The organism is Streptomyces sp. NBC_01717 (assembly GCF_036248255.1).
In the GTDB taxonomy this organism is placed as follows: domain Bacteria; phylum Actinomycetota; class Actinomycetes; order Streptomycetales; family Streptomycetaceae; genus Streptomyces.
This window is the reverse complement of record NZ_CP109178.1, coordinates 4,037,112-4,059,329: the sequence shown is the minus strand read 5'-3', so window position 1 is coordinate 4,059,329 and position 22,218 is coordinate 4,037,112. Positions and strand designations below refer to the sequence as shown.

The 22,218-nt window shown below is 66.9% G+C and carries 34 protein-coding genes; 32 read left to right on the top strand and 2 right to left on the bottom strand.

The features are described 5' to 3' along the window. Window positions 1–3: 3 nt before the first annotated feature. From rplD to truA, 30 genes are all read left to right on the top strand, one after another. Entirely contained in the window at window positions 4–654 is a 651-nt protein-coding gene (gene rplD / locus OHB49_RS18275; RefSeq protein WP_030914133.1) for a 50S ribosomal protein L4, read from the top strand. Then, window positions 654–977: a 50S ribosomal protein L23 gene (gene rplW / locus OHB49_RS18270; protein WP_030914135.1), complete on the top strand. Its 324-nt coding sequence runs from the start codon at window positions 654–656 to the stop codon at window positions 975–977. Before rplD ends, rplW begins: the two co-directional genes overlap by 1 nt. A 40-nt stretch (window positions 978–1,017) precedes the next feature. After that, window positions 1,018–1,854: a 50S ribosomal protein L2 gene (rplB, locus tag OHB49_RS18265; RefSeq protein ID WP_030914137.1), complete on the top strand. Its 837-nt coding sequence runs from the start codon at window positions 1,018–1,020 to the stop codon at window positions 1,852–1,854. A 12-nt stretch (window positions 1,855–1,866) separates the two neighbouring features. Beyond that, a complete protein-coding gene (rpsS, locus tag OHB49_RS18260) occupies window positions 1,867–2,148 on the top strand; it encodes a 30S ribosomal protein S19 (protein WP_003966956.1) in 282 nt (93 codons plus the stop codon). Window positions 2,149–2,188: 40 nt separating this feature from the next. Then, window positions 2,189–2,536 (top strand): 50S ribosomal protein L22, encoded by a 348-nt coding sequence (gene rplV, locus OHB49_RS18255; RefSeq protein ID WP_004571827.1) that lies wholly within the window; start codon window positions 2,189–2,191, stop codon window positions 2,534–2,536. Next, window positions 2,536–3,372, top strand: coding sequence for a 30S ribosomal protein S3 (gene rpsC / locus OHB49_RS18250; protein ID WP_030914139.1), 837 nt, complete (start codon window positions 2,536–2,538; stop codon window positions 3,370–3,372). Before rplV ends, rpsC begins: the two co-directional genes overlap by 1 nt. Before the next feature lie 5 nt (window positions 3,373–3,377). Continuing rightward, on the top strand, window positions 3,378–3,797 hold the full coding sequence (gene rplP, locus OHB49_RS18245; RefSeq protein ID WP_329161524.1) for a 50S ribosomal protein L16: 420 nt from the start codon (window positions 3,378–3,380) through the stop codon (window positions 3,795–3,797). Next, window positions 3,797–4,021 (top strand): 50S ribosomal protein L29, encoded by a 225-nt coding sequence (gene rpmC / locus OHB49_RS18240; RefSeq protein WP_015035581.1) that lies wholly within the window; start codon window positions 3,797–3,799, stop codon window positions 4,019–4,021. Before rplP ends, rpmC begins: the two co-directional genes overlap by 1 nt. Further along, on the top strand, window positions 4,021–4,305 hold the full coding sequence (gene rpsQ / locus OHB49_RS18235) for a 30S ribosomal protein S17 (protein WP_030977953.1): 285 nt from the start codon (window positions 4,021–4,023) through the stop codon (window positions 4,303–4,305). The genes rpmC and rpsQ overlap by 1 nt, the downstream gene beginning before the upstream one ends. Window positions 4,306–4,411: 106 nt before the next feature. After that, window positions 4,412–4,780, top strand: a complete 369-nt coding sequence (rplN, locus tag OHB49_RS18230; RefSeq protein ID WP_003966950.1) for a 50S ribosomal protein L14 — start codon at window positions 4,412–4,414, stop codon at window positions 4,778–4,780. Between the two features lie 2 nt (window positions 4,781–4,782). Next, window positions 4,783–5,106, top strand: coding sequence for a 50S ribosomal protein L24 (rplX, locus tag OHB49_RS18225; RefSeq protein ID WP_030977955.1), 324 nt, complete (start codon window positions 4,783–4,785; stop codon window positions 5,104–5,106). Continuing rightward, window positions 5,106–5,663, top strand: a complete 558-nt coding sequence (gene rplE / locus OHB49_RS18220) for a 50S ribosomal protein L5 (RefSeq protein ID WP_006126888.1) — start codon at window positions 5,106–5,108, stop codon at window positions 5,661–5,663. The genes rplX and rplE overlap by 1 nt, the downstream gene beginning before the upstream one ends. Before the next feature lie 2 nt (window positions 5,664–5,665). After that, complete coding sequence (locus OHB49_RS18215) at window positions 5,666–5,851, top strand: type Z 30S ribosomal protein S14 (RefSeq protein WP_003948630.1); 186 nt, start codon at window positions 5,666–5,668, stop codon at window positions 5,849–5,851. 224 nt (window positions 5,852–6,075) lie between these two features. After that, the gene (gene rpsH, locus OHB49_RS18210; protein ID WP_030977958.1) at window positions 6,076–6,474 is read left to right on the top strand and encodes a 30S ribosomal protein S8; all 399 of its coding nucleotides are present in this window, start codon (window positions 6,076–6,078) and stop codon (window positions 6,472–6,474) included. Between the two features lie 21 nt (window positions 6,475–6,495). Next, window positions 6,496–7,035 carry a 50S ribosomal protein L6 gene (rplF, locus tag OHB49_RS18205; RefSeq protein ID WP_030977959.1) on the top strand — a complete coding sequence of 180 codons (540 nt, stop codon included), beginning with the start codon at window positions 6,496–6,498 and terminating at the stop codon, window positions 7,033–7,035. A 2-nt stretch (window positions 7,036–7,037) separates the two neighbouring features. Continuing rightward, window positions 7,038–7,421: a 50S ribosomal protein L18 gene (rplR, locus tag OHB49_RS18200; RefSeq protein ID WP_030977960.1), complete on the top strand. Its 384-nt coding sequence runs from the start codon at window positions 7,038–7,040 to the stop codon at window positions 7,419–7,421. A gap of 47 nt (window positions 7,422–7,468) precedes the next feature. Then, on the top strand, window positions 7,469–8,074 hold the full coding sequence (gene rpsE / locus OHB49_RS18195) for a 30S ribosomal protein S5 (protein ID WP_030914151.1): 606 nt from the start codon (window positions 7,469–7,471) through the stop codon (window positions 8,072–8,074). Continuing rightward, the gene (gene rpmD / locus OHB49_RS18190) at window positions 8,074–8,256 is read left to right on the top strand and encodes a 50S ribosomal protein L30 (protein WP_018550611.1); all 183 of its coding nucleotides are present in this window, start codon (window positions 8,074–8,076) and stop codon (window positions 8,254–8,256) included. Before rpsE ends, rpmD begins: the two co-directional genes overlap by 1 nt. A 1-nt stretch (window position 8,257) precedes the next feature. Next, window positions 8,258–8,713 (top strand): 50S ribosomal protein L15, encoded by a 456-nt coding sequence (gene rplO, locus OHB49_RS18185; RefSeq protein WP_018550610.1) that lies wholly within the window; start codon window positions 8,258–8,260, stop codon window positions 8,711–8,713. Window positions 8,714–8,936: 223 nt separating this feature from the next. Beyond that, window positions 8,937–10,256 carry a preprotein translocase subunit SecY gene (gene secY / locus OHB49_RS18180; protein ID WP_030914158.1) on the top strand — a complete coding sequence of 440 codons (1,320 nt, stop codon included), beginning with the start codon at window positions 8,937–8,939 and terminating at the stop codon, window positions 10,254–10,256. Then, window positions 10,256–10,915 (top strand): adenylate kinase, encoded by a 660-nt coding sequence (locus tag OHB49_RS18175; RefSeq protein ID WP_030977966.1) that lies wholly within the window; start codon window positions 10,256–10,258, stop codon window positions 10,913–10,915. The genes secY and OHB49_RS18175 overlap by 1 nt, the downstream gene beginning before the upstream one ends. A gap of 138 nt (window positions 10,916–11,053) precedes the next feature. Beyond that, on the top strand, window positions 11,054–11,890 hold the full coding sequence (gene map, locus OHB49_RS18170; protein WP_329161523.1) for a type I methionyl aminopeptidase: 837 nt from the start codon (window positions 11,054–11,056) through the stop codon (window positions 11,888–11,890). A 275-nt stretch (window positions 11,891–12,165) separates the two neighbouring features. Continuing rightward, a complete protein-coding gene (gene infA / locus OHB49_RS18165; protein WP_003956442.1) occupies window positions 12,166–12,387 on the top strand; it encodes a translation initiation factor IF-1 in 222 nt (73 codons plus the stop codon). 60 nt (window positions 12,388–12,447) lie between these two features. Then, window positions 12,448–12,561: a 50S ribosomal protein L36 gene (rpmJ, locus tag OHB49_RS18160; protein WP_003956441.1), complete on the top strand. Its 114-nt coding sequence runs from the start codon at window positions 12,448–12,450 to the stop codon at window positions 12,559–12,561. 197 nt (window positions 12,562–12,758) lie between these two features. Further along, entirely contained in the window at window positions 12,759–13,139 is a 381-nt protein-coding gene (gene rpsM / locus OHB49_RS18155; protein ID WP_018519286.1) for a 30S ribosomal protein S13, read from the top strand. A gap of 105 nt (window positions 13,140–13,244) precedes the next feature. Further along, window positions 13,245–13,649, top strand: coding sequence for a 30S ribosomal protein S11 (rpsK, locus tag OHB49_RS18150; protein WP_006376016.1), 405 nt, complete (start codon window positions 13,245–13,247; stop codon window positions 13,647–13,649). A 29-nt stretch (window positions 13,650–13,678) separates the two neighbouring features. After that, entirely contained in the window at window positions 13,679–14,305 is a 627-nt protein-coding gene (gene rpsD, locus OHB49_RS18145) for a 30S ribosomal protein S4 (RefSeq protein WP_030914174.1), read from the top strand. Between the two features lie 109 nt (window positions 14,306–14,414). Then, window positions 14,415–15,437, top strand: a complete 1,023-nt coding sequence (locus OHB49_RS18140; protein WP_030914177.1) for a DNA-directed RNA polymerase subunit alpha — start codon at window positions 14,415–14,417, stop codon at window positions 15,435–15,437. Between the two features lie 179 nt (window positions 15,438–15,616). Continuing rightward, the gene (gene rplQ / locus OHB49_RS18135) at window positions 15,617–16,111 is read left to right on the top strand and encodes a 50S ribosomal protein L17 (RefSeq protein WP_030979670.1); all 495 of its coding nucleotides are present in this window, start codon (window positions 15,617–15,619) and stop codon (window positions 16,109–16,111) included. Between the two features lie 87 nt (window positions 16,112–16,198). Then, the gene (gene truA / locus OHB49_RS18130) at window positions 16,199–17,053 is read left to right on the top strand and encodes a tRNA pseudouridine(38-40) synthase TruA (RefSeq protein ID WP_329161522.1); all 855 of its coding nucleotides are present in this window, start codon (window positions 16,199–16,201) and stop codon (window positions 17,051–17,053) included. 12 nt (window positions 17,054–17,065) lie between these two features. Here the strand turns inward: truA and OHB49_RS18125 are convergent, their stop codons facing one another. Both OHB49_RS18125 and OHB49_RS18120 read right to left on the bottom strand, forming a co-directional pair. After that, on the bottom strand, window positions 17,066–18,961 hold the full coding sequence (locus tag OHB49_RS18125) for a hypothetical protein (protein ID WP_329161521.1): 1,896 nt from the start codon (window positions 18,959–18,961) through the stop codon (window positions 17,066–17,068). Between the two features lie 18 nt (window positions 18,962–18,979). Further along, window positions 18,980–19,834 carry a hypothetical protein gene (locus tag OHB49_RS18120; RefSeq protein ID WP_329161520.1) on the bottom strand — a complete coding sequence of 285 codons (855 nt, stop codon included), beginning with the start codon at window positions 19,832–19,834 and terminating at the stop codon, window positions 18,980–18,982. Window positions 19,835–19,892: 58 nt separating this feature from the next. Here OHB49_RS18120 and OHB49_RS18115 point away from each other — a divergent pair, with 58 nt between their 5' ends. Both OHB49_RS18115 and rplM read left to right on the top strand, forming a co-directional pair. Further along, window positions 19,893–21,521 carry an ABC-F family ATP-binding cassette domain-containing protein gene (locus OHB49_RS18115; protein WP_329166530.1) on the top strand — a complete coding sequence of 543 codons (1,629 nt, stop codon included), beginning with the start codon at window positions 19,893–19,895 and terminating at the stop codon, window positions 21,519–21,521. A gap of 228 nt (window positions 21,522–21,749) precedes the next feature. Continuing rightward, a complete protein-coding gene (gene rplM / locus OHB49_RS18110; RefSeq protein ID WP_030979660.1) occupies window positions 21,750–22,193 on the top strand; it encodes a 50S ribosomal protein L13 in 444 nt (147 codons plus the stop codon). Window positions 22,194–22,218: the final 25 nt, after the last annotated feature.

Genomic DNA, 22,218 nt, shown 5'->3' with positions numbered 1-22,218 from the left:
GTAATGAGCACCATTGACATCCTTTCGCCGGCAGGCGACAAGGCCGGTACCGTCGAGCTCCCCGCGGAGATCTTCGACGCGAAGACCAGCGTTCCGCTGATCCACCAGGTCGTTGTCGCACAGCTGGCTGCTGCCCGTCAGGGCACGCACAAGACCAAGCGTCGCGGCGAAGTCCGTGGTGGTGGCCGCAAGCCGTACCGCCAGAAGGGCACCGGCCGCGCCCGCCAGGGTTCGACCCGTGCGCCGCAGTTCGTCGGCGGTGGCGTCGTCCACGGCCCGCAGCCGCGTGACTACTCGCAGCGCACCCCGAAGAAGATGAAGGCCGCCGCCCTGCGCGGTGCCCTCTCCGACCGGGCACGCCACTCCCGCATCCACGTCGTCACCGGCGTGGTCGACGGTGCAGTCTCCACGAAGGCCGCCAAGACGCTGTTCGGCAAGATCTCGGAGCGCAAGAACCTGCTCCTGGTCGTCGACCGCGCCGACGAGGCCGCGTGGCTGTCCGCCCGCAACCTGCCCCAGGTGCACATCCTGGAGCCGGGCCAGCTCAACACGTACGACGTGATCGTCTCCGACGACGTGGTCTTCACCCAGGCCGCTTTCGAGTCCTTCGTGTCTGGCCCCAAGGCCGATGAGACCGAAGGGAGCGACGCCTGATGAGCGAGGCGACCGTAACCAGCAAGACCTTCACGGACCCGCGCGACGTTCTCGTCAAGCCGGTCGTTTCCGAGAAGAGCTACGCGCTGCTCGACGAGAACAAGTACACGTTCATCGTCGCGCCCGGCTCCAACAAGACCCAGATCAAGCAGGCCGTGGAAGCGGTCTTCTCGGTCAAGGTCACCGGGGTCAACACGATCAACCGGCAGGGTAAGCGCAAGCGCACCAAGACCGGCTTCGGCAAGCGCGCCGACACGAAGCGCGCCATCGTGACCCTCGCCGAGGGCGACCGTATCGACATCTTCGGCGGTCCGACCGCCTAAGGGCGGTCTGGATCGTCCGAAATCGGACGAGGACTGAGAAATGGGTATCCGCAAGTACAAGCCGACGACCCCGGGCCGTCGTGGCTCCAGCGTCGCCGACTTTGTCGAGATCACGCGGTCCACGCCGGAGAAGTCGCTGGTCCGCCCCCTGCACAGCAAGGGCGGCCGTAACAACGCCGGTCGTGTGACCGTTCGCCACCAGGGCGGTGGCCACAAGCGCGCCTACCGAGTGATCGACTTCCGTCGTCACGACAAGGACGGCGTGCCGGCCAAGGTCGCGCACATCGAGTACGACCCGAACCGCACTGCGCGCATCGCGCTCCTGCACTACGCGGACGGCGAGAAGCGCTACATCATCGCGCCGCGTGGACTGTCGCAGGGCGACCGTGTCGAGAACGGCCCGGCCGCCGACATCAAGCCCGGTAACAACCTGGCGCTGCGCAACATCCCGGTCGGTACGACCATCCACGCCATCGAGCTGCGGCCCGGCGGCGGCGCGAAGTTCGCCCGTTCCGCGGGTGCCTCCGTGCAGCTGCTGGCGAAGGAGGGCACCATGGCCCACCTTCGTATGCCGTCGGGTGAAATCCGCCTGGTCGACGCCCGCTGCCGCGCCACGATCGGCGAGGTCGGCAACGCCGAGCAGTCGAACATCAACTGGGGCAAGGCCGGCCGCATGCGCTGGAAGGGCGTTCGCCCGACCGTCCGCGGTGTCGCGATGAACCCGGTTGACCACCCGCACGGTGGTGGTGAGGGCAAGACCTCCGGTGGTCGCCACCCGGTCTCGCCGTGGGGTCAGAAGGAGGGTCGTACTCGCTCGCCGAAGAAGGCATCGAGCAAGTACATCGTCCGCCGCCGCAAGACGAACAAGAAGCGCTAGGAGCGGGTTTAGATGCCGCGCAGTCTCAAGAAGGGGCCCTTCGTCGACGGCCACCTCATCAAGAAGGTGGACGTACAGAACGAGGCAGGCACCAAGAACGTCATCAAGACCTGGTCCCGTCGCTCGATGATCGTCCCGGCCATGCTGGGTCACACCATCGCGGTGCACAACGGCAAGATTCACGTCCCGGTGTTCGTCACCGAGTCGATGGTCGGCCACAAGCTCGGCGAGTTCTCGCCGACTCGCACCTTCCGCGGCCACGTCAAGGACGACCGGAAGTCGAAGCGCCGCTAACGCGGGGTGACTGACTATGACTTACACCGAAGGGACAACCATGGAAGCCAGGGCCCAGGCGCGGTACATCCGCGTCACGCCCATGAAGGCCCGCCGCGTGGTGGACCTCATCCGTGGCATGGATGCCACGGAGGCTCAGGCGGTCCTGCGTTTCGCCCCGCAGGCCGCGAGCGTGCCGGTTGGCAAGGTGCTTGACAGCGCCATTGCCAACGCTGCACACAACTACGACCACACCGACGCCTCTTCGCTGGTCATCAGCGAGGCGTACGTGGACGAGGGCCCGACCCTGAAGCGGTTCCGTCCGCGTGCTCAGGGCCGTGCCTACCGGATCCGTAAGCGGACCAGCCACATCACCGTGGTCGTCAGCAGCAAGGAAGGAACCCGGTAATGGGCCAGAAGGTAAACCCGCACGGGTTCCGGCTCGGCATCACCACGGACTTCAAGTCCCGTTGGTACGCCGACAAGCTGTACAAGGACTACGTCAAGGAAGACGTCGCCATTCGTCGCATGATGACGAAGGGCATGGAGCGGGCCGGCATCTCGAAGGTTGAGATCGAGCGCACCCGCGACCGCGTCCGCGTTGACATCCACACCGCCCGCCCGGGCATCGTCATCGGTCGCCGTGGCGCCGAGGCCGACCGCATCCGTGGCGAGCTGGAGAAGCTGACCGGCAAGCAGGTCCAGCTGAACATCCTCGAGGTCAAGAACCCCGAGGTGGACGCTCAGCTGGTGGCCCAGGCCGTCGCCGAGCAGCTCTCCTCCCGCGTCTCCTTCCGTCGTGCCATGCGTAAGAGCATGCAGAGCTCGATGAAGGCCGGCGCCAAGGGCATCAAGATCCAGTGCGGTGGCCGCCTCGGCGGCGCCGAGATGTCCCGCTCGGAGTTCTACCGCGAGGGCCGCGTGCCCCTGCACACGCTCCGTGCGAACGTCGACTACGGCTTCTTCGAGGCCAAGACGACCTTCGGCCGCATCGGTGTGAAGGTCTGGATCTACAAGGGCGACGTCAAGAACATCGCCGAGGTCCGCGCCGAGAACGCTGCTGCCCGCGCTGGCAACCGCCCGGCCCGTGGCGGCGCTGACCGCCCGGCCGGCCGTGGTGGCCGCGGTGGCGAGCGTGGCGGTCGCGGTCGCAAGCCGCAGCAGTCCGCGCCGGCAGCCGAGGCCCCCAAGGCCGAGGCTCCCGCCGCCGCTGCTCCGGCTGAGAGCACCGGAACGGAGGCCTGACCGAAATGCTGATCCCCCGTAGGGTCAAGCACCGCAAGCAGCACCACCCGAAGCGCAGCGGTATGTCCAAGGGTGGCACGCAGGTTGCGTTCGGCGAGTACGGCATCCAGGCGCTGACCTCGGCGTACGTGACGAACCGCCAGATCGAGGCAGCTCGTATCGCGATGACCCGCCACATCAAGCGTGGCGGCAAGGTCTGGATCAACATCTACCCGGACCGCCCCCTGACGAAGAAGCCTGCCGAGACCCGCATGGGTTCCGGTAAGGGTTCTCCCGAGTGGTGGATCGCGAACGTCAAGCCCGGTCGGGTGATGTTCGAGCTGTCCTACCCGAACGAGAAGATTGCTCGTGAGGCGCTTACCCGCGCTGCTCACAAGCTTCCGATGAAGTGCCGGATCGTTCGGCGCGAGGCAGGTGAGTCGTGATGTCGGCCGGTACCAAGGCGTCCGAGCTGCGCGAGCTGGGCAACGAGGAGCTCCTCAACAAGCTCCGCGAGGCCAAGGAAGAGCTGTTCAATCTCCGCTTTCAGGCGGCGACCGGTCAGCTCGAGAACCACGGCCGGCTCAAGTCCGTCCGTAAGGACATCGCCCGGATCTACACCCTGATGCGCGAGCGCGAGCTGGGCATCGAGACGGTGGAGAGCGCCTGATGAGCGAGAAGACTGTGACTGAGACGAACACCGACCGCGGTTTCCGCAAGACCCGTGAGGGTCTGGTCGTCAGCGACAAGATGGACAAGACCGTCGTCGTCGCTGTCGAGGACCGCGTCAAGCACGCGCTGTACGGCAAGGTCATCCGCCGTACGAACAAGCTCAAGGCGCACGACGAGCAGAACGCCGCCGGCGTCGGCGACCGTGTCCTCCTCATGGAGACCCGGCCGCTGTCCGCCACGAAGCGGTGGCGCGTCGTCGAGATCCTCGAGAAGGCCAAGTAATTCCTGAGGGGCACTCCCCTCAGGCAAGTTCCGCCAGGCTCGGTGGGGTTCGTACCTACCCAGGTTCGAACCCCGCCGGGAACCGGCAGACGATCAGGAGATAGACGTGATCCAGCAGGAGTCGCGACTTCGCGTCGCCGACAACACGGGTGCGAAGGAAATCCTCACCATCCGTGTTCTCGGTGGTTCGGGTCGCCGCTACGCGGGCATCGGTGACGTCATCGTCGCCACCGTCAAGGACGCGATCCCCGGTGGCAACGTGAAGAAGGGTGACGTCGTCAAGGCCGTCATCGTTCGCACCGTCAAGGAGCGTCGTCGTCAGGATGGCTCGTACATCCGCTTCGACGAGAACGCCGCCGTCATTCTGAAGAACGACGGCGACCCCCGCGGCACCCGTATCTTCGGCCCGGTGGGCCGTGAGCTGCGCGAGAAGAAGTTCATGAAGATCATCTCGCTCGCGCCGGAGGTGCTGTAAGCATGAAGATCAAGAAGGGCGACCTGGTTCAGGTCATCACCGGTAAGGACAAGGGCAAGCAGGGCAAGGTCATCGTGGCCTATCCCGTGCAGAACCGTGTCCTCGTCGAGGGTGTCAACCGGGTCAAGAAGCACACCAAGGCCGGTCAGACGGCTCGCGGCTCGCAGACCGGTGGCATTGTCACCACCGAGGCCCCGATTCACGTCAGCAACGTTCAGCTGGTCGTGGAGAAGGACGGCAAGAAGGTCGTCACCCGCGTCGGCTACCGCTTTGACGACGAGGGCAAGAAGATCCGTGTTGCCAAGCGGACCGGTGAGGACATCTGATGACTGCCACCACTGCGCCGCGTCTCAAGACGCGCTACCGCGAGGAAATCGCCGGCAAGCTGCGTGAGGAGTTCTCGTACGAGAACGTCATGCAGGTTCCCGGTCTGGTCAAGATCGTGGTCAACATGGGTGTGGGCGACGCCGCCCGCGACTCCAAGCTGATCGATGGCGCCGTGCGCGACCTCACCACGATCACCGGCCAGAAGCCGGCCGTCACCAAGGCCCGCAAGTCCATCGCGCAGTTCAAGCTGCGCGAGGGTCAGCCGATCGGCTGCCACGTCACCCTCCGTGGTGACCGGATGTGGGAGTTCCTGGACCGTACGCTGTCGCTCGCGCTGCCGCGTATCCGTGACTTCCGTGGCCTGTCGCCGAAGCAGTTCGACGGCCGTGGCAACTACACCTTCGGTCTCACGGAGCAGGTCATGTTCCACGAGATCGACCAGGACAAGATCGACCGGGTCCGGGGCATGGACATCACCGTGGTCACCACGGCGACCAATGACGACGAGGGTCGTGCCCTCCTTCGTCACCTCGGCTTCCCGTTCAAGGAGAACTGACCGTGGCGAAGAAGGCTCTGATCGCTAAGGCCGCCCGTAAGCCGAAGTTCGGCGTTCGCGGGTACACCCGCTGCCAGCGCTGCGGCCGGCCCCACTCCGTCTACCGCAAGTTCGGCCTGTGCCGCGTGTGCCTTCGTGAGATGGCTCACCGTGGCGAGCTGCCGGGCGTGACCAAGAGTTCCTGGTAATTCTCCTTCGCCCTCTGGGCGTTGGGAATTGACGGAAGCTCTCGGTAAGCATCTGGTCGGCAGGAGTCCGGCCTCACATGCCGTAGGCTTGTGGGGTTGGGCGCCTGCCGCCCAAGACCGACTTACTACGCCGTAGGTCCCCGCACCGCACCCGTCCCGCCACTGAGTGGGGAGAGGGATGGCGCATACAGGAAACCCCGGCGAGAGAGGCCGAAGGCCAATTCATGACCATGACTGATCCCATCGCAGACATGCTCACGCGTCTGCGTAACGCGAACTCGGCGTACCACGACGACGTCGTGATGCCGCACAGCAAGATCAAGTCGCACATCGCGGAGATCCTCCAGCAGGAGGGCTTCATCACCGGCTGGAAGGTCGAGGACGCCGAGGTCGGCAAGAACCTCGTCCTCGAGCTGAAGTTCGGCCCGAACCGCGAGCGCTCGATCGCCGGCATCAAGCGAATCTCGAAGCCGGGTCTGCGTGTATACGCAAAGTCCACCAACCTGCCGAAGGTCCTCGGCGGCCTGGGCGTGGCGATCATCTCCACGTCCCACGGTCTCCTGACCGGCCAGCAGGCTCAGAAGAAGGGCGTAGGTGGGGAAGTCCTCGCCTACGTCTGGTAGTCGGGAACGGAGGAATAGCTAATGTCGCGAATCGGCAAGCTCCCCATCCAGGTTCCCGCCGGTGTGGACGTCACCATCGATGGCCGTACGGTCGCGGTGAAGGGCCCCAAGGGTTCCCTCTCGCACACCGTTGCCGCGCCGATCGAGGTCACCAAGGGTGAGGACGGCGTTCTGAACGTCGTCCGCCCGAACGACGAGCGTCAGAACAAGGCCCTTCACGGCCTGTCCCGCACGCTGGTGGCGAACATGATCACCGGTGTGACCCAGGGATACATCAAGGCGCTCGAGATCAGTGGTGTCGGTTACCGCGTCCAGGCGAAGGGCTCCAACCTGGAGTTCGCCCTGGGCTACAGCCACCCGATCCTGATCGAGGCCCCGGAGGGCATCACCTTCAAGGTGGAGTCCCCCACGAAGTTCTCCGTCGAGGGCATCGACAAGCAGAAGGTCGGCGAGACCGCGGCCAAGATCCGCAAGCTGCGGAAGCCTGACCCGTACAAGGCCAAGGGCGTCAAGTACGCCGGCGAGGTCATCCGCCGCAAGGTCGGAAAGGCTGGTAAGTAGCGATGGCATACGGCGTAAAGATCGCCAAGGGCGACGCGTACAAGCGTGCCGCTCTCAAGCGTCGCCACATCCGCGTCCGCAAGCACATCTCCGGTTCGCCGGAGCGTCCCCGCTTGGTCGTGACGCGATCCAACCGCCACATGGTCGCTCAGGTGATCGACGACATCGCGGGCCACACGCTCGCGTCGGCGTCGACCCTGGACGTGTCCATCCGTGGTGGCGAGGCTGACAAGAGCGCCCAGGCCAAGCAGGTCGGGGCCCTGGTCGCCGAGCGTGCCAAGGCCGCAGGCGTCGAGGCCGTCGTGTTTGACCGCGGTGGTAACCAGTACGCCGGGCGGATTGCCGCTCTGGCTGACGCCGCCCGTGAAGCCGGGCTGAAGTTCTAAGCCCCGGTTCCTACGCACAGCGGACGTAACAGAGAGAGGTAAATCCAATGGCTGGACCCCAGCGCCGCGGAAGCGGTGCCGGTGGCGGCGAGCGGCGGGACCGGAAGGGCCGTGACGGCGGCGCAGCTGCCGCCGAGAAGACCGCGTACGTTGAGCGCGTTGTCGCGATCAACCGCGTCGCCAAGGTTGTGAAGGGTGGTCGTCGCTTCAGCTTCACCGCGCTGGTCGTGGTGGGCGATGGTGACGGCACCGTCGGTGTCGGTTACGGCAAGGCCAAGGAAGTTCCCGCGGCCATTGCCAAGGGCGTGGAAGAAGCCAAGAAGAACTTCTTCAAGGTTCCGCGTATCCAGGGCACCATTCCTCACCCGATCCAGGGCGAGAAGGCTGCGGGCGTCGTCCTGCTGAAGCCTGCTTCCCCCGGTACCGGTGTTATCGCCGGTGGCCCGGTGCGCGCCGTTCTGGAGTGCGCCGGCGTTCACGACATCCTGTCGAAGTCGCTCGGCTCCGACAACGCGATCAACATCGTGCACGCGACCGTGGCGGCCCTCAAGGGCCTGCAGCGTCCCGAGGAGATCGCGGCTCGCCGTGGTCTGCCCCTCGAGGACGTCGCCCCCGCGGCTCTGCTTCGTGCACGTGCGGGAGCGGGTGCGTAATGGCTCGCCTCAAGATCACGCAGACGAAGTCGTACATCGGCAGCAAGCAGAACCACCGCGACACCCTTCGTTCGCTCGGGCTCAAGCGCCTGCACGACGTGGTTGTCAAGGAGGACCGCCCCGAGTTCCGCGGAATGGTGCACACCGTCCGCCACCTCGTGACGGTTGAGGAGGTCGACTGACATGGCGGAGAACAAGCCGCTGAAGGCCCATGACCTCCGGCCCGCCCCGGGCGCCAAGACCGCCAAGACCCGTGTGGGTCGTGGTGAGGCGTCCAAGGGTAAGACCGCCGGTCGTGGCACCAAGGGCACCAAGGCCCGTTACCAGGTTCCGGAGCGCTTCGAGGGTGGGCAGATGCCCCTCCACATGCGTCTCCCGAAGCTCAAGGGCTTCAAGAACCCGTTCCGCACCGAGTACCAGGTCGTGAACCTGGACAAGCTCGCGACGCTCTACCCCGAGGGTGGAGAGGTCACCGTGGCCGACCTGGTCGCCAAGGGTGCGGTGCGCAACAACCACCTCGTCAAGGTCCTCGGACAGGGCGAGATCTCCGTGGCGCTGCAGGTTTCGGTTGACGCCGTCTCCGGCTCCGCCAAGGAGAAGATTGCCGCCGCCGGCGGCACCGTCACTGAGCTCGTCTGAGACAACTCGGACAACTCGATGGCCTGAACATCCGACCGGGGATGCCTCTTATTTGGGGCATCCCCGGTTGGTCGTTCCTAGGGGGGCATGGTCGCCGGTAAGGTGGCCAGCACTGTTGCTGTGGTAACCCCTGGGCACACGCCCGGGAATCTTTGACTGTTACGTATTCGTCGATCCTCAAGACCGTCACCTCTCGCTCTGCGCGGGGGTCGCAGGAGGCACCGTGCTCACCGCGTTCGCCCGGGCGTTCAAGACGCCCGACCTGCGCAAGAAGCTGCTCTTCACGCTCGGCATCATCGTGCTCTACCGGCTCGGGGCACACATCCCGGTACCGGGAGTGAGCTACGAGAACGTCCAGACCTGTGTTGACCAGGCAAGTAAGGGCAACAACAGCCTCTTCGGCCTGGTGAACATGTTCAGCGGTGGTGCACTGCTGCAGATCACGATCTTCGCGCTCGGCATCATGCCGTACATCACGGCCAGCATCATTCTTCAGTTGCTGACCGTGGTCATTCCCCGACTCGAGGCGCTCAAGAAGGAGGGGCAGTCCGGCCAGGCCAAGATCACGCAGTACACGCGTTATCTGACCGTCGCGCTCGCCATCCTCCAGGGCACCGGCCTGGTGGCCACCGCCACCAGCGGGGCACTGTTCAGCGGCTGCCCGGTCGCCGACCAGATCGTCCCGAACCACTCCATCTTCACGACCATCGTCATGGTGGTCACGATGACCGCGGGCACCGCCGCCGTCATGTGGCTCGGTGAGCTCATCACCGACCGCGGCATCGGCAACGGCATGTCGATCCTGATGTTCATCTCGATCGCCGCCAGCTTCCCCGGCGCCCTGTGGGCCATCAAGCAGAGTGGCAAGCTGGCCGACGGCTGGATCGAGTTCGGCACCGTCATCCTGGTCGGCTTCGTGATGGTGGCCCTCGTGGTCTTCGTCGAGCAGGCCCAGCGCCGGATTCCGGTGCAGTACGCGAAGCGCATGATCGGCCGCAGGTCCTACGGGGGTACGTCCACGTACATCCCGCTGAAGGTGAATCAGGCGGGTGTGATTCCCGTCATCTTCGCTTCTTCGCTGCTCTACATCCCGGCCCTGATCGTCCAGTTCTCCAACTCCACGGCGGGCTGGGCCACATGGATCAAGGACCACTTCGTCAAGGGCGACCACCCGTACTACATCACGGCGTACTTCCTGTTGATCGTCTTCTTCGCCTTCTTCTATGTGGCGATTTCGTTCAACCCCGAGGAAGTCGCCGACAACATGAAGAAGTATGGTGGCTTCATCCCGGGTATCCGGGCTGGTCGACCTACTGCCGAGTACCTGAGCTACGTGCTCAACAGGATTACTTGGCCGGGCTCGCTGTACCTGGGTCTGATCGCTCTGGTGCCGACGATGGCGTTGGCAGGCTTCGGTGGCGCTAACCAGAACTTCCCGTTCGGCGGGACGAGCATCCTCATCATCGTGGGTGTGGGTCTGGAGACCGTGAAGCAGATTGAGAGTCAGCTCCAGCAGCGCAATTACGAAGGGTTCCTCCGCTGATGCGAATCGTCCTCGTCGGGCCGCCCGGTGCCGGCAAGGGAACGCAGGCTGCGTACCTTGCCAAGAACCTGTCGATTCCGCAGATCTCCACGGGCGACCTCTTCCGCGCCAACATCAGCCAGGGCACTGACCTTGGCAAGCAGGCCCGCGCCTACATGGACGCAGGCCAGCTGGTGCCGGACGAGGTCACCATCGGGATGGCCAAGGACCGCATGGCCCAGCCGGACGCCGCGAACGGCTTCCTGCTCGACGGCTTCCCCCGCAACGTGGGACAGGCCGAGGCCCTTGACGCGATGCTCAAGGACGAGGGCGCCAAGCTGGACGCGGTCCTGGACCTGGAGGTCCCCGAGGACGAGGTGGTCAAGCGCATTGCCGGCCGCCGCATCTGCCGGAACGACGGTTCGCACGTCTTCCACGTCACGTACAACCAGCCGAAGACCGAGGGTGTCTGCGACATCTGCGGCGGCGAGCTGTACCAGCGTGACGACGACACGGAGGACACGGTCCGCACCCGGCTCGAGGTCTACCACACGCAGACCGAGCCGATCATCGACTACTACCGGTCCCAGGGCCTGGTGGTCACGATCTCCGCGCTCGGCAAGGTCACGGACGTGACCGAGCGGGCGATGGAGGCCCTCAAGAAGTCCGGCGAGGACTGAGGAAACACCCGTAGTAGCTGTACAGCCGGCCGCGGCGTCCTTGGGCGCCGCGGCCGGCTCTGTTTGCGCCGTATCGTGGAGTACGCCGCAGCATCCGTCACCCTTCGATACCCGTCCGATGCAGAGAGGCGCCGCGTAATGGTGCAGATCAAGACCCCCGAGCAGATCGCGAAGATGCGTGAGGCAGGGCTGGTGGTCGCTGCCATTCACGCGGCCACGCGGGAGGCGGCGGTGCCCGGTGCCACCACCCAGGACCTGGACCAGGTCGCGCGCAAGGTGATCGCCGACCACGGTGCGAAGTCGAACTTCCTCGGGTACGGCGGGTTCCCCGCGACCATCTGCACCTCGGTCAACGAGGTCGTCGTCCACGGCATCCCGGACGACAAGACCGTCCTCAAGGACGGCGACATCATCTCCATCGACGCCGGCGCGATCGTCGACGGCTGGCACGGCGACGCCGCGTACACCGCGTTCGTCGGCACCGGTCACGCTCCGGAGCTCGTCGAGCTGTCCCGGGTGACCGAGGAATCCATGTGGGCCGGGATCGCCGCGATGAAGGTGAACAACCGCCTCGTCGACATCTCGAAGGCGATCGAGTCCTACATCCGCCGCCAGCCCCGCCCGGCCACCGGCAAGTACGGGATCATCGAGGACTACGGCGGCCACGGCATCGGCACCGAGATGCACATGGACCCGCACCTGCTGAACTATGTCGCGCGCAAGCGCGGCAAGGGCATCAAGCTCGTGCCCGGCGTCTGCCTGGCGATCGAGCCGATGGTCTCGCTCGGTACGGCGCAGACCGAGGTGCTCCAGGACGACTGGACGGTCATCACGACGGACGGCACCTGGTCCTCCCACTGGGAGCACTCGATCGCCCTCACCGAGCAGGGCCCCCTGGTCCTGACGGCCCCCGACTGCGGCCGCGCGAAGCTCGCGCAGTACGGCATCGAGGCGGCGCCGGATCCGCTGGGCTGATCGCCCACCCGGTGCCGAGCCCGCGAGGGCTGCTGGGGGAGGGGTCGGCATGGAAGCGGCGTCGCACCCTTCCCCAAGGTCTCAATGACCAGGGGAGACCCCATCGGCTGAGAACGCGCGCCCGGGCAGGTCTAAGGATCTACTCTGGTGGGCAAACTTGACGGATTCGTCTTTTGGGGTCCGCTGACGTAGACTGACTCGTCGGCTCTCGTGCATCCGTGTGTCCACATACGGGGCAGAGGGTCGATCAAGGTAGCCGATTCGAAAGGCGAAGCGTGGCCAAGAAGCAAGGTGCCATCGAAATTGAGGGCACCGTGATCGAGTCCCTCCCGAACGCCATGTTCAAGGTGGAACTCCAGAACGGTCACAAGGTCCTCGCGCACATCTCCGGCAAGATGCGGATGCACTACATCCGTATCCTCCCGGACGACCGGGTCGTGGTGGAGCTCTCTCCGTACGACCTGACGCGTGGCCGGATCGTCTACCGATACAAGTAGATCTTGCCCGCGCCCTGCTTCGGCGGGGTGGTGGCACTGACCCGGAGAACCTGACATCCCATGAAGGTCAAGCCGAGCGTCAAGAAGATCTGCGACAAGTGCAAGGTGATCCGCCGTCACGGTCGGGTCATGGTCATCTGCGACAACCTGCGCCACAAGCAGCGCCAGGGCTGACGCAAGACCCCCTGCATCTCGCAGCACTTCGCGCGACGCACGTAATACGTACATACGCAGAGCCCGTCCAAGCCACGGCTGACGACACCTCCGGCGGGGGCCGGGGACCCGGACGTACCACCTCTCCTTCCACGGAGCGGTCGGCGGCCGGGAGTGGCACTGCGGAAGACCCCCGAAATAACAACTGGAGCCATTGAATGGCACGCGTTTCAGGTGTTGACATCCCGCGCGAAAAGCGCGTGGAGGTCGCCCTCACCTACGTCTTCGGTATCGGGCGCACCCGGTCCAAGGAGATCCTTGCCACCACGGGTGTGAACCCGAACACCCGCGTTCGTGACCTGGCCGAAGAGGACCTGGTCAAGATCCGCGAGTACGTGGACGCCAACCTCCGCACCGAGGGTGACCTCCGCCGCGAGATTCAGGCCGACATCCGCCGCAAGGTCGAGATCGGCTGCTACCAGGGTCTGCGTCACCGTCGTGGCCTTCCGGTCCACGGCCAGCGCACCAGCACGAACGCTCGTACCCGCAAGGGCCCGCGTCGCGCGATCGCCGGTAAGAAGAAGCCGGGCAAGAAGTAGTCCTCAGCGGACGCACTGCGGCAGTCCGGATCCCCGGGCCGTTGCAGCATCCAGCGGTCTTCGCTGTAGGACCGATCACCTCCCCTCTCCATCTGGAGTCAAGACATGCCCCCCAAGGGTCGTCAGGGCGCAGCCAAGAAGGTGCGTCGCAAGGAAAAGAAGAACGTCGCTCACGGCCACGCGCACATCAAGAGCACGTTCAACAACACGATCGTCTCGATCACGGACCCCGCGGGCAACGTGATCTCCTGGGCCTCCGCCGGCCACGTCGGCTTCAAGGGCTCGCGCAAGTCCACCCCCTTCGCCGCGCAGATGGCCGCCGAGTCGGCCGCCCGCCGCGCGCAGGAGCACGGCATGCGCAAGGTGGACGTCTTCGTGAAGGGTCCGGGCTCCGGCCGCGAGACCGCGATCCGCTCCCTCCAGGCCACGGGCCTCGAGGTCGGTTCGATCCAGGACGTCACCCCCACTCCGCACAACGGATGCCGGCCGCCCAAGCGCCGTCGCGTCTGACGCACTGAAGCAACGGAGACAACTGGAAAATGGCGCGATACACCGGGGCCGACTGCAAGCGTTGCCGTCGGGAGAAGCAGAAGCTGTTCCTTAAGGGCAGCAAGTGCGAGAGCGCGAAGTGCCCGATCGAGATCCGTCCTTACCCCCCGGGTGAGCACGGACGCGGGCGCACCAAGGACAGCGAGTACCTTCTTCAGCTTCGTGAGAAGCAGAAGTGCTCGCGGATCTACGGTGTCCTTGAAAAGCAGTTCGTGAACTACTACAAGGAAGCGAACCAGAAGTCCGGCAAGACCGGTGAGAACCTTCTGCGCATCCTTGAGACCCGCCTCGACAACGTGGTCTACCGGGCCGGCTTCGCCAAGTCCCGCGACCACGCCCGTCAGCTGGTGCGTCACGGACACATCGCCGTGAACGGCACGAAGACCGACATTCCGTCGGCCCGCGTCGCCGCGAACGACGTCATCGAGGTCCGCCAGAAGTCCAAGGCCCTGACCCCCTTCCAGGTGGCCCAGGCCGAGGCCGGCGAGCGCACCGTTCCGGCATGGCTCGAAGCCGTGCCGTCGACGATGCGGATCCTCGTGCACTCCCTGCCCGAGCGCCAGGTGATCGACACCCAGGTGCAGGAGCAGCTGATCGTCGAGCTCTACTCCAAGTAGGAGAGCTCGTGGGTCCGGGCGGTACGGCTCTTTCGGGTCGTGCCGCCCGTACCCTTGTCAGTATCTGGGGGCGTCAAATAGTGGGCGCCCACGACTGAAGGATCCAAGCATGCTTATCGCTCAGCGTCCCTCGCTGACCGAAGAGGTCGTTGACGAGTTCCGCTCCCGGTTCGTGATCGAGCCGCTGGAGCCGGGCTTCGGCTACACCCTCGGTAACTCTCTCCGCCGTACGCTCCTCTCCTCGATCCCCGGCGCTGCTGTCACCAGCATCCGGATCGACGGTGTCCTGCACGAGTTCACCACCGTGCCGGGCGTCAAGGAGGACGTCACCGACCTCATCCTCAACATCAAGCAGCTGGTCGTCTCCTCGGAGCACGACGAGCCGGTCGTGATGTACCTGCGCAAGCAGGGTCCCGGCCTGGTGACCGCTGCTGACATCGCCCCGCCGGCCGGTGTCGAGGTCCACAACCCGGACCTGGTCCTGGCCACGCTGAACAGCAAGGGCAAGCTGGAGATGGAGCTGACCGTCGAGCGCGGTCGCGGCTACGTCTCCGCCGTCCAGAACAAGCAGGCGGGCCAGGAGATCGGCCGTATCCCGGTCGACTCCATCTACTCGCCGGTGCTCAAGGTCACGTACAAGGTCGAGGCGACCCGTGTCGAGCAGCGCACCGACTTCGACAAGCTGATCGTCGACGTCGAGACCAAGCAGGCCATGCGTCCCCGTGACGCCATGGCGTCGGCCGGTAAGACCCTGGTCGAGCTGTTCGGTCTGGCGCGCGAGCTCAACATCGATGCCGAGGGCATCGACATGGGCCCGTCCCCGACGGACGCCGCGCTCGCCGCCGATCTGGCGCTGCCGATCGAGGAGCTCGAGCTCACGGTCCGTTCGTACAACTGCCTCAAGCGTGAGGGCATCCACTCCGTGGGTGAGCTCGTCGCTCGTTCCGAGGCCGACCTGCTCGACATCCGCAACTTCGGTGCGAAGTCGATCGACGAGGTCAAGGCGAAGCTGGCCGGTATGGGCCTGGCGCTCAAGGACAGCCCGCCCGGATTCGACCCGACCGCCGCTGCCGACGCCTTCGGCGCCGACGACGACGCGGACGCGGGCTTCGTCGAGACCGAGCAGTACTAGTACGTCTCCGGTCGGGGTGCCCGGATTTCCGGGCACCCCGACCGGGGTGAGGCTCCGGCCTCGATCGCCGGACGGGCTCGATGAGCCCCGACGGCCCATGATCTTCCGTGAGGCGGCCGCTTCACGGGAACTGACACCGGTACCTGATACGGCCGGTGCAGCACACAAGGAGAAACACCATGCCGCGTCCCGCAAAGGGTGCCCGTCTGGGCGGCAGCGCCGCGCACGAGCGTCTGCTTCTCGCGAACCTCGCGAAGTCGCTGTTCGAGCACGGCCGCATCACGACGACCGAGGCCAAGGCTCGCCGCCTGCGTCCGGTCGCCGAGCGTCTGATCACCAAGGCGAAGAAGGGCGACATCCACAACCGTCGCCTGGTTCTGCAGTCGATCACGGACAAGGGCATCGTGCACACGCTGTTCACCGAGATCGCCCCGCGCTACGAGAACCGCCCCGGTGGTTACACGCGCATCACCAAGATCGGCAACCGTCGTGGTGACAACGCCCCGATGGCCGTCATCGAGCTGGTCGAGGCGCTGACCGTGGCGCAGCAGGCCACCGGTGAGGCCGAGGCCGCGACGAAGCGTGCGGTCAAGGAAGACTCCCTCAAGAAGGACGCGGCCCCGGCCGAGTCCACCGAGGACGCCGCTCCGGCGGAGGAGTCCAAGGACGCCTGAGCGTTCTGAGACCACTGGACGGGCCCGCACCACCCTTCGGGGCGGTGCGGGCCCGTTCCGTATGTTCAGGCTTGAGAGGATCGTTGGGTGAGTGACGAAGTAGAGCCCGGGTTCGTGCGGGTACGGCTGGACCTTGCGTACGACGGCAAGGATTTTTCCGGCTGGGCGAAGCAGACCGCCCGGCGCACGGTGCAGGGGGAGATCGAGGACGCGCTGCGGACCGTGACGAGGTCGTCGCGGACGTACGATCTGACGGTCGCCGGGCGCACCGACGCCGGGGTGCACGCCCGTGGCCAGGTCGCGCATGTCGACCTGCCGGCCGAGGTGTGGGCCGAGCACGGCGAGCTGCTCCTGCGGCGGATGGCCGGGCGGATGGCACCCGACGTACGGATCTGGCGGGTGGCCGAGGCGCCGGTGGGGTTCAACGCGCGATTCTCCGCGTTGTGGCGGCGTTACGCGTACCGGGTCTCCGACCGGCCCGGTGGGGTCGACCCGCTGACGCGTGGTCATGTGCTCTGGCACGACCGGCCGTTGGATGTGGACGCGATGAATGCGGCGTCGGCCCGGATGCTCGGGGAACACGATTTCGCCGCGTACTGCAAGAAGCGCGAGGGCGCGACGACCATCCGTACGCTGCAGAAGCTGAGTTGGGTACGGGACGCGGAGTCCGGGGTCGTCACGGGGACCGTGCAGGCCGATGCCTTCTGCCACAACATGGTGCGTGCGCTGGTGGGGGCGATGCTGTTCGTGGGCGACGGGCGCCGCCCCGACCCGTGGCCCGCTCAGGTACTGGCTGCCGGGGTGCGGGATCCGGGAGTGCATGTGGTGCGGCCGCACGGCCTGACGCTGGAGGAAGTCGCCTACCCGGCCGATGAGTTGCTTGCCGCGCGCAACAAGGAGGCGCGCAATGTGCGGTCGCTGCCGGGACGAGGATGCTGCTGAGGCGGATCGGGCTCAGCGGGTCATCTTCCCCGCGTGTGCCCGCCGTCGGCGCCATGCTGCTGTCAACTGTCCCGCCAGGAACAGTGCGGCGAGCGTCGACAGCGTCGACCGGACCGGGCCGATGTCCGGGGTCCACCAGGCGTAGGCCGCAGCCGCTGTGAACAGCGGCAGGCCCAGGACGCGCAGCAGCCACCAGCGGGCCGGGCGGGGTTCGTAGGTGCCGGGGGCCGGTGGGTGGCTGCCGTCCTCCGTCGTCATCGTGTCGCGCATCCCGGCGAGCAGTCCGCGGCGGGTGAGGACCCGGGCGCCGGGGAGGGTGTCCAGGATCTCCGGGCGGGTGCCGAAGTCCGCGGGGAGCGGGGGCAGGGCGAGGGCTGCCAGCAGGTCGGACTGGTGCCGCGGCGGATTGCCGGTGGAGCGGAGGATGTGGGTCAGGGGGCGCGGGTCCGCGACGGCGAAGAGCCGGGACAAGGTGGCGGCCGTGGCGGTGACCGTGGTGTGGTCCGGAGCCGGGGACGTGGTGTTCCACTCGTGTGCTGCCAGCGGTCTGCCCTTGTGGAACACGGTGAAGCCGCAGCGCTCGGGGGTACGGCGCAGCACCAGCGTCGGCCACTTCTCACCGGTGGTGAAGTTGTCGGCCGCCGTCGTCAGCCGGTCCTCCGTGGACAGGACCGAGCGCTTGGCCGGCTTGAGGTCGGGGACGGCCTCGATGTACGTGTGCGTCGCCGATGCCGGGGCCGTACGCAGGGAGATGCCGCACATCAGCGCGGCCTGCGCCACGTCCTCCGGGCGGGCGGCGGCTATCGCGAGCGCGCAGGGGGCGTCCGCCGTCCAGCCGGTGGCCGGTACGGAGTGGGGATGCGACGGGCGGGCGAAGAACGGGGTCCTGGTCGCGACATGGATACGGACGCCCGAGCGGGTCTCGAGGAACTCCTGGCGTGGGTCGTCGCCGAAGTACGCCCAGGGGTACTTGGTGGCGGCGGTGCCGATGGCGCGGAACGTGTCGAGGGCGTCCTGCCAGCGGTCCTGGCGCAGCAGCATCAGGGCCAGCTGGTTGCGGAAGCCGGCGGCCTCGCGGCTGCCCGGGGCGTATTCGGCGGAGAGGGCCAGGGCGCGGGTGACGGCGGTCGCCACGTGGGGCGCGAACGGGTCGGGGCCGACGGAGGCGGTCGTCGGGCCGGTGGTGAGGACCTCGTACTCCAACGCCGCCGACAGGGGCAGCGCGTGCAGCTTCGAGCCGGGCGGGGCCGTGTCCGCCGCGCTCTCGGCGAAGGCGAACATCTCCTCGTGCGAGCCGTGCCACTTCGCGCACAGGTACTGAAGGGCCGCGGCGTGGCAGCCGTAGTGGTGCGGATCGCGGGTGATGGCCTCCGCCCAGTAGTCGTCGAAGACGGCACGTGGGGCCTGGCTGCCGAGTGCGTGGGTGAGGGCGATGCGCCAGGGGACCGGGTCGGCCGGGTTGAGTTCGGCCGCCGTGCCGATCACCGGGGCCGCGTCCTCCAGGAGGGCGAAGAAGGCCTGGAACTGGTCGCGCGAGACATGCCGGGCGCGAGCCGCCGTACGTATCTCCCAGGCCTGGTCGACACAGAGCTCGGCCTTGACCAGGGCCGCGTCCGGATCCTCGGGCGCCCCGTCCAGCCACGCGTCCAGCCAGCCGGGGTTGTGCAGCGCGGCCTCGGCGAGACGCATGACGTACCCGTCCCTCAGCTCCCACTGGGCGTGCGCGCGGGTCGCGGCGAGGAGGTCACGGGCGGGGCCGTGGTCGCCCGCGGTGGCCGCCGCCAGTGCCGCACGCAGGGGTGTGTCCGGCGGGTCGACGACCACGGCCTCGTCCGGCGGCAGGTCAGCCCCGATCGTGGCGCTGTGGCGCAGTACCCGGGGCAGCGTGAGCAGGAAGGGGAGGCGCACGACGTCTTCGGGACCGGATCAGCCGGTCGACGCGGTGGCCGCGGCGGAGGCCTGGACCTCGCCGCGGTGGCGTATCTGACGGAATGTGAAGTTCCGTAGGTCGTCGCCGACGGTGAAGACGTTCTTGTCGGCCTTGGAGACGTTCTTGCCGTTCGTGAAACCGCCGATGGTGAAGTACGCGTAGCGGCCGTACCAGTTGGTGGTACGACGGCAGATCGAACCACCGCGGCAGAACGTCGGCACGCCCGCGCCGCTCAGCGAGGCCAGGCCGCCGGACGCCTGCTGCGCCGACTTCTTCGCCTGCGCCTCCGTCTCGAAGACCGCGACACCGACGGTCACGGCGACCCCTGCCCTGCTGTACGTGGCACGGATGACCTGGTCGCAACCGTTGTTCATGAGGATCGAGCCGAGCGCGCCCTGCGTGGTCGCCGCGCAGTTCGTGGTGCGGTGCGTGGCGCCCTTGGCGTACACGCGGTCGCCCATCGTGAGCTTCTTTCCCGGGTAGAAGGAGTCGATGGTGAGCGGCGCCCTGTCCTTCTTCACGTCGGAGACGTAGTCCTTCGGGTCCGGCGGGGGCGGCGGCGCCACCGTGGAGAAGGACGGCTCGGGCGCGGCCGAGTCGGTCGGCAGATCGGCGGGTCCCGGCAGCCGGCTCGCGTTCGTGTCCGAGCCGGTGGAGCCGCCGTTGTTGTCGGTCGAGATGACGGCTGTGGCGACGATTGCCGCGACCGCGGCGGTGGCGAGCGCGCCGCCGCCGATCAGCAGCCACTTCCTACGACGGCTCCGCGCGGCGGATGCCTCGGCCAGCGCTGCCCAGTCCGGAGTCTGATTGCCCCCGGGCCCCCAGGAGGGCCCCCCTTGCCCAAAGCTCATGCGGCGAATCCTAGACGGAACGTAAACCGGTTGGGCCAGGGCTTCGCGGGCCGTGACAATGCTGTGCATGGGACATCTTGAAGCGGGCCATCTGGAGTACTACCTACCGGACGGGCGGGTGCTGCTCGGCGATGCTTCGTTCCGGGTCGCGGACGGGGCCGTCGTCGCCCTCGTCGGGGCGAACGGCGCCGGGAAGACGACGCTGCTGCGGCTCCTGTCCGGGGAGCTCCAGCCGCACGGCGGCACGGTATCGGTGAGCGGCGGGCTCGGGGTGATGCCGCAGTTCGTGGGCTCGGTCCGGGACGACCGTACGGTCAGGGATCTGCTCGTCTCCGTCGCCCAGCCGCGCATCCGTGAGGCCGCGCAGGCGGTCGACAGGGCCGAGGAGCTGATCCTCACCGTCGACGACGAGGCCGCGCAGATGAAGTACGCGCAGGCGCTCAGTGACTGGGCGGAGGCCCGCGGATACGAGGCCGAGACGGTGTGGGACATGTGCACCATGGCCGCGCTCGGCGTTCCGTACGAGAAGGCGCAGTGGCGTGAGCTGCGGACGCTCAGCGGCGGTGAGCAGAAGCGGCTCGTGCTGGAGGCGCTGCTGCGCGGTCCGGACGAGGTGCTGCTGCTCGACGAGCCGGACAACTACCTCGACGTCCCCGGCAAGCGGTGGCTGGAGTCGAAGCTCAAGGAGACGCGGAAGACGGTGCTCTTCGTCTCCCACGACCGGGAGCTGCTGTCCCGGGCCGCCGAGAAGATCGTCAGCGTGGAGCCCAGCCCGGCGGGCAGCGACGTGTGGGTGCACGGCGCCGGCTTCGACACGTACCACCAGGCCCGCAAGGACCGGTTCGCACGGTTCGAGGAGCTGCTGCGGCGCTGGGAGGAGGAGCACGCCAGGCTGAAGGCGCTGGTCCACCGGCTGCGGCAGCAGGCGGCGATCAGCCCCGACATGGCGTCGCGCTACCGGGCCATGCAGACCCGCTTCAAGAAGTTCGAGGACGCGGGGCCGCCGCCGGAGCCGCCGCGCGAGCAGGACATCAAGATGCGGCTGCGCGGTGGCCGGACCGGGGTGCGGGCTGTGACCTGCAAGGGGCTCGAACTGACCGGGCTGATGAAACCGTTCGACCTGGAGATCTTCTACGGGGAACGGGTCGCCGTCCTCGGCTCGAACGGGTCGGGCAAGTCGCACTTCCTGCGGCTGCTGGCCGGGGAGCCGGTGGCGCACACGGGCGAGTGGAAGCTGGGCGCGCGGGTCGTGGCCGGGCACTTCGCGCAGACGCACGCCCACCCGGAGCTGATGGGGCACACGCTCGTCGAGATCCTGTGGACCGAGCACGCGAAGGACCGGGGCGGGGCCATGTCCGTACTGCGCCGGTACGAGCTCGAGCGGCAGGGGGACCAGCCCTTCGAGAAGCTGTCCGGCGGGCAGCAGGCGCGGTTCCAGATCCTGCTGCTGGAGCTGGCGGGGACCACCGCGCTGCTGCTGGACGAGCCGACGGACAACCTGGACCTGGAGTCGGCGGAGGCGCTGCAGGACGGTCTCGAGGCGTACGACGGGACCGTGATGGCCGTCACGCACGACCGGTGGTTCGCGAAGTCGTTCGACCGCTATCTGGTGTTCGGGTCGGACGGGGTGGTGCGGGAGACCGCAGAGCCGGTGTGGGACGAGCGACGGGTGGAGCGGGCGCGGTAAGGGGCGGCGCGTTTTGACCCGTCCCGGGCGGGGCGGGTACTGTCGGGGGTTGTTATACGTATCGGCTTCGTCGTTCTCACGCGAAGAGCCCTTACGTAGGTTCTCTGGAGCAGTTACCAGTGGCTCGCATACGGACAGCGTTCCCGGCATTGTGGGCCCCAGCTGCATGATCGCTTCAGGGGTGCCATGTGTCTGGACCTCATCCACTGAAGAAGCGAAGGCTACGAAGTGCGTACGTACAGCCCCAAGCCCGGCGATGTCACTCGCCAGTGGCACATCATCGACGCCGAGGACATCGTCCTGGGTCGTCTGGCCACCACGGCCGCGAACCTCCTTCGAGGCAAGCACAAGGCGATTTACGCCCCCCACATGGACATGGGTGACTTCGTCATCATCATCAACGCCGAGAAGGTTCACCTCTCCGGCAACAAGAAGACCCAGAAGATGGCGTACCGCCACTCCGGGTTCCCGGGTGGTCTGCGCTCCGTGCGTTACGACGAGCTGCTCTCCAAGAACCCGGAGAAGGCCATCGAGAAGGCCATCAAGGGCATGATCCCCAAGAACACCCTGGGCCGTCAGATGCTCTCGAAGCTCAAGGTCTACGCGGGCGACCAGCACCCGCACGCTGCTCAGCAGCCGGTCCCGTTCGAGATCACCCAGGTCGCGCAGTAGTTCCGGCCTCCCCCTAAGACATAAA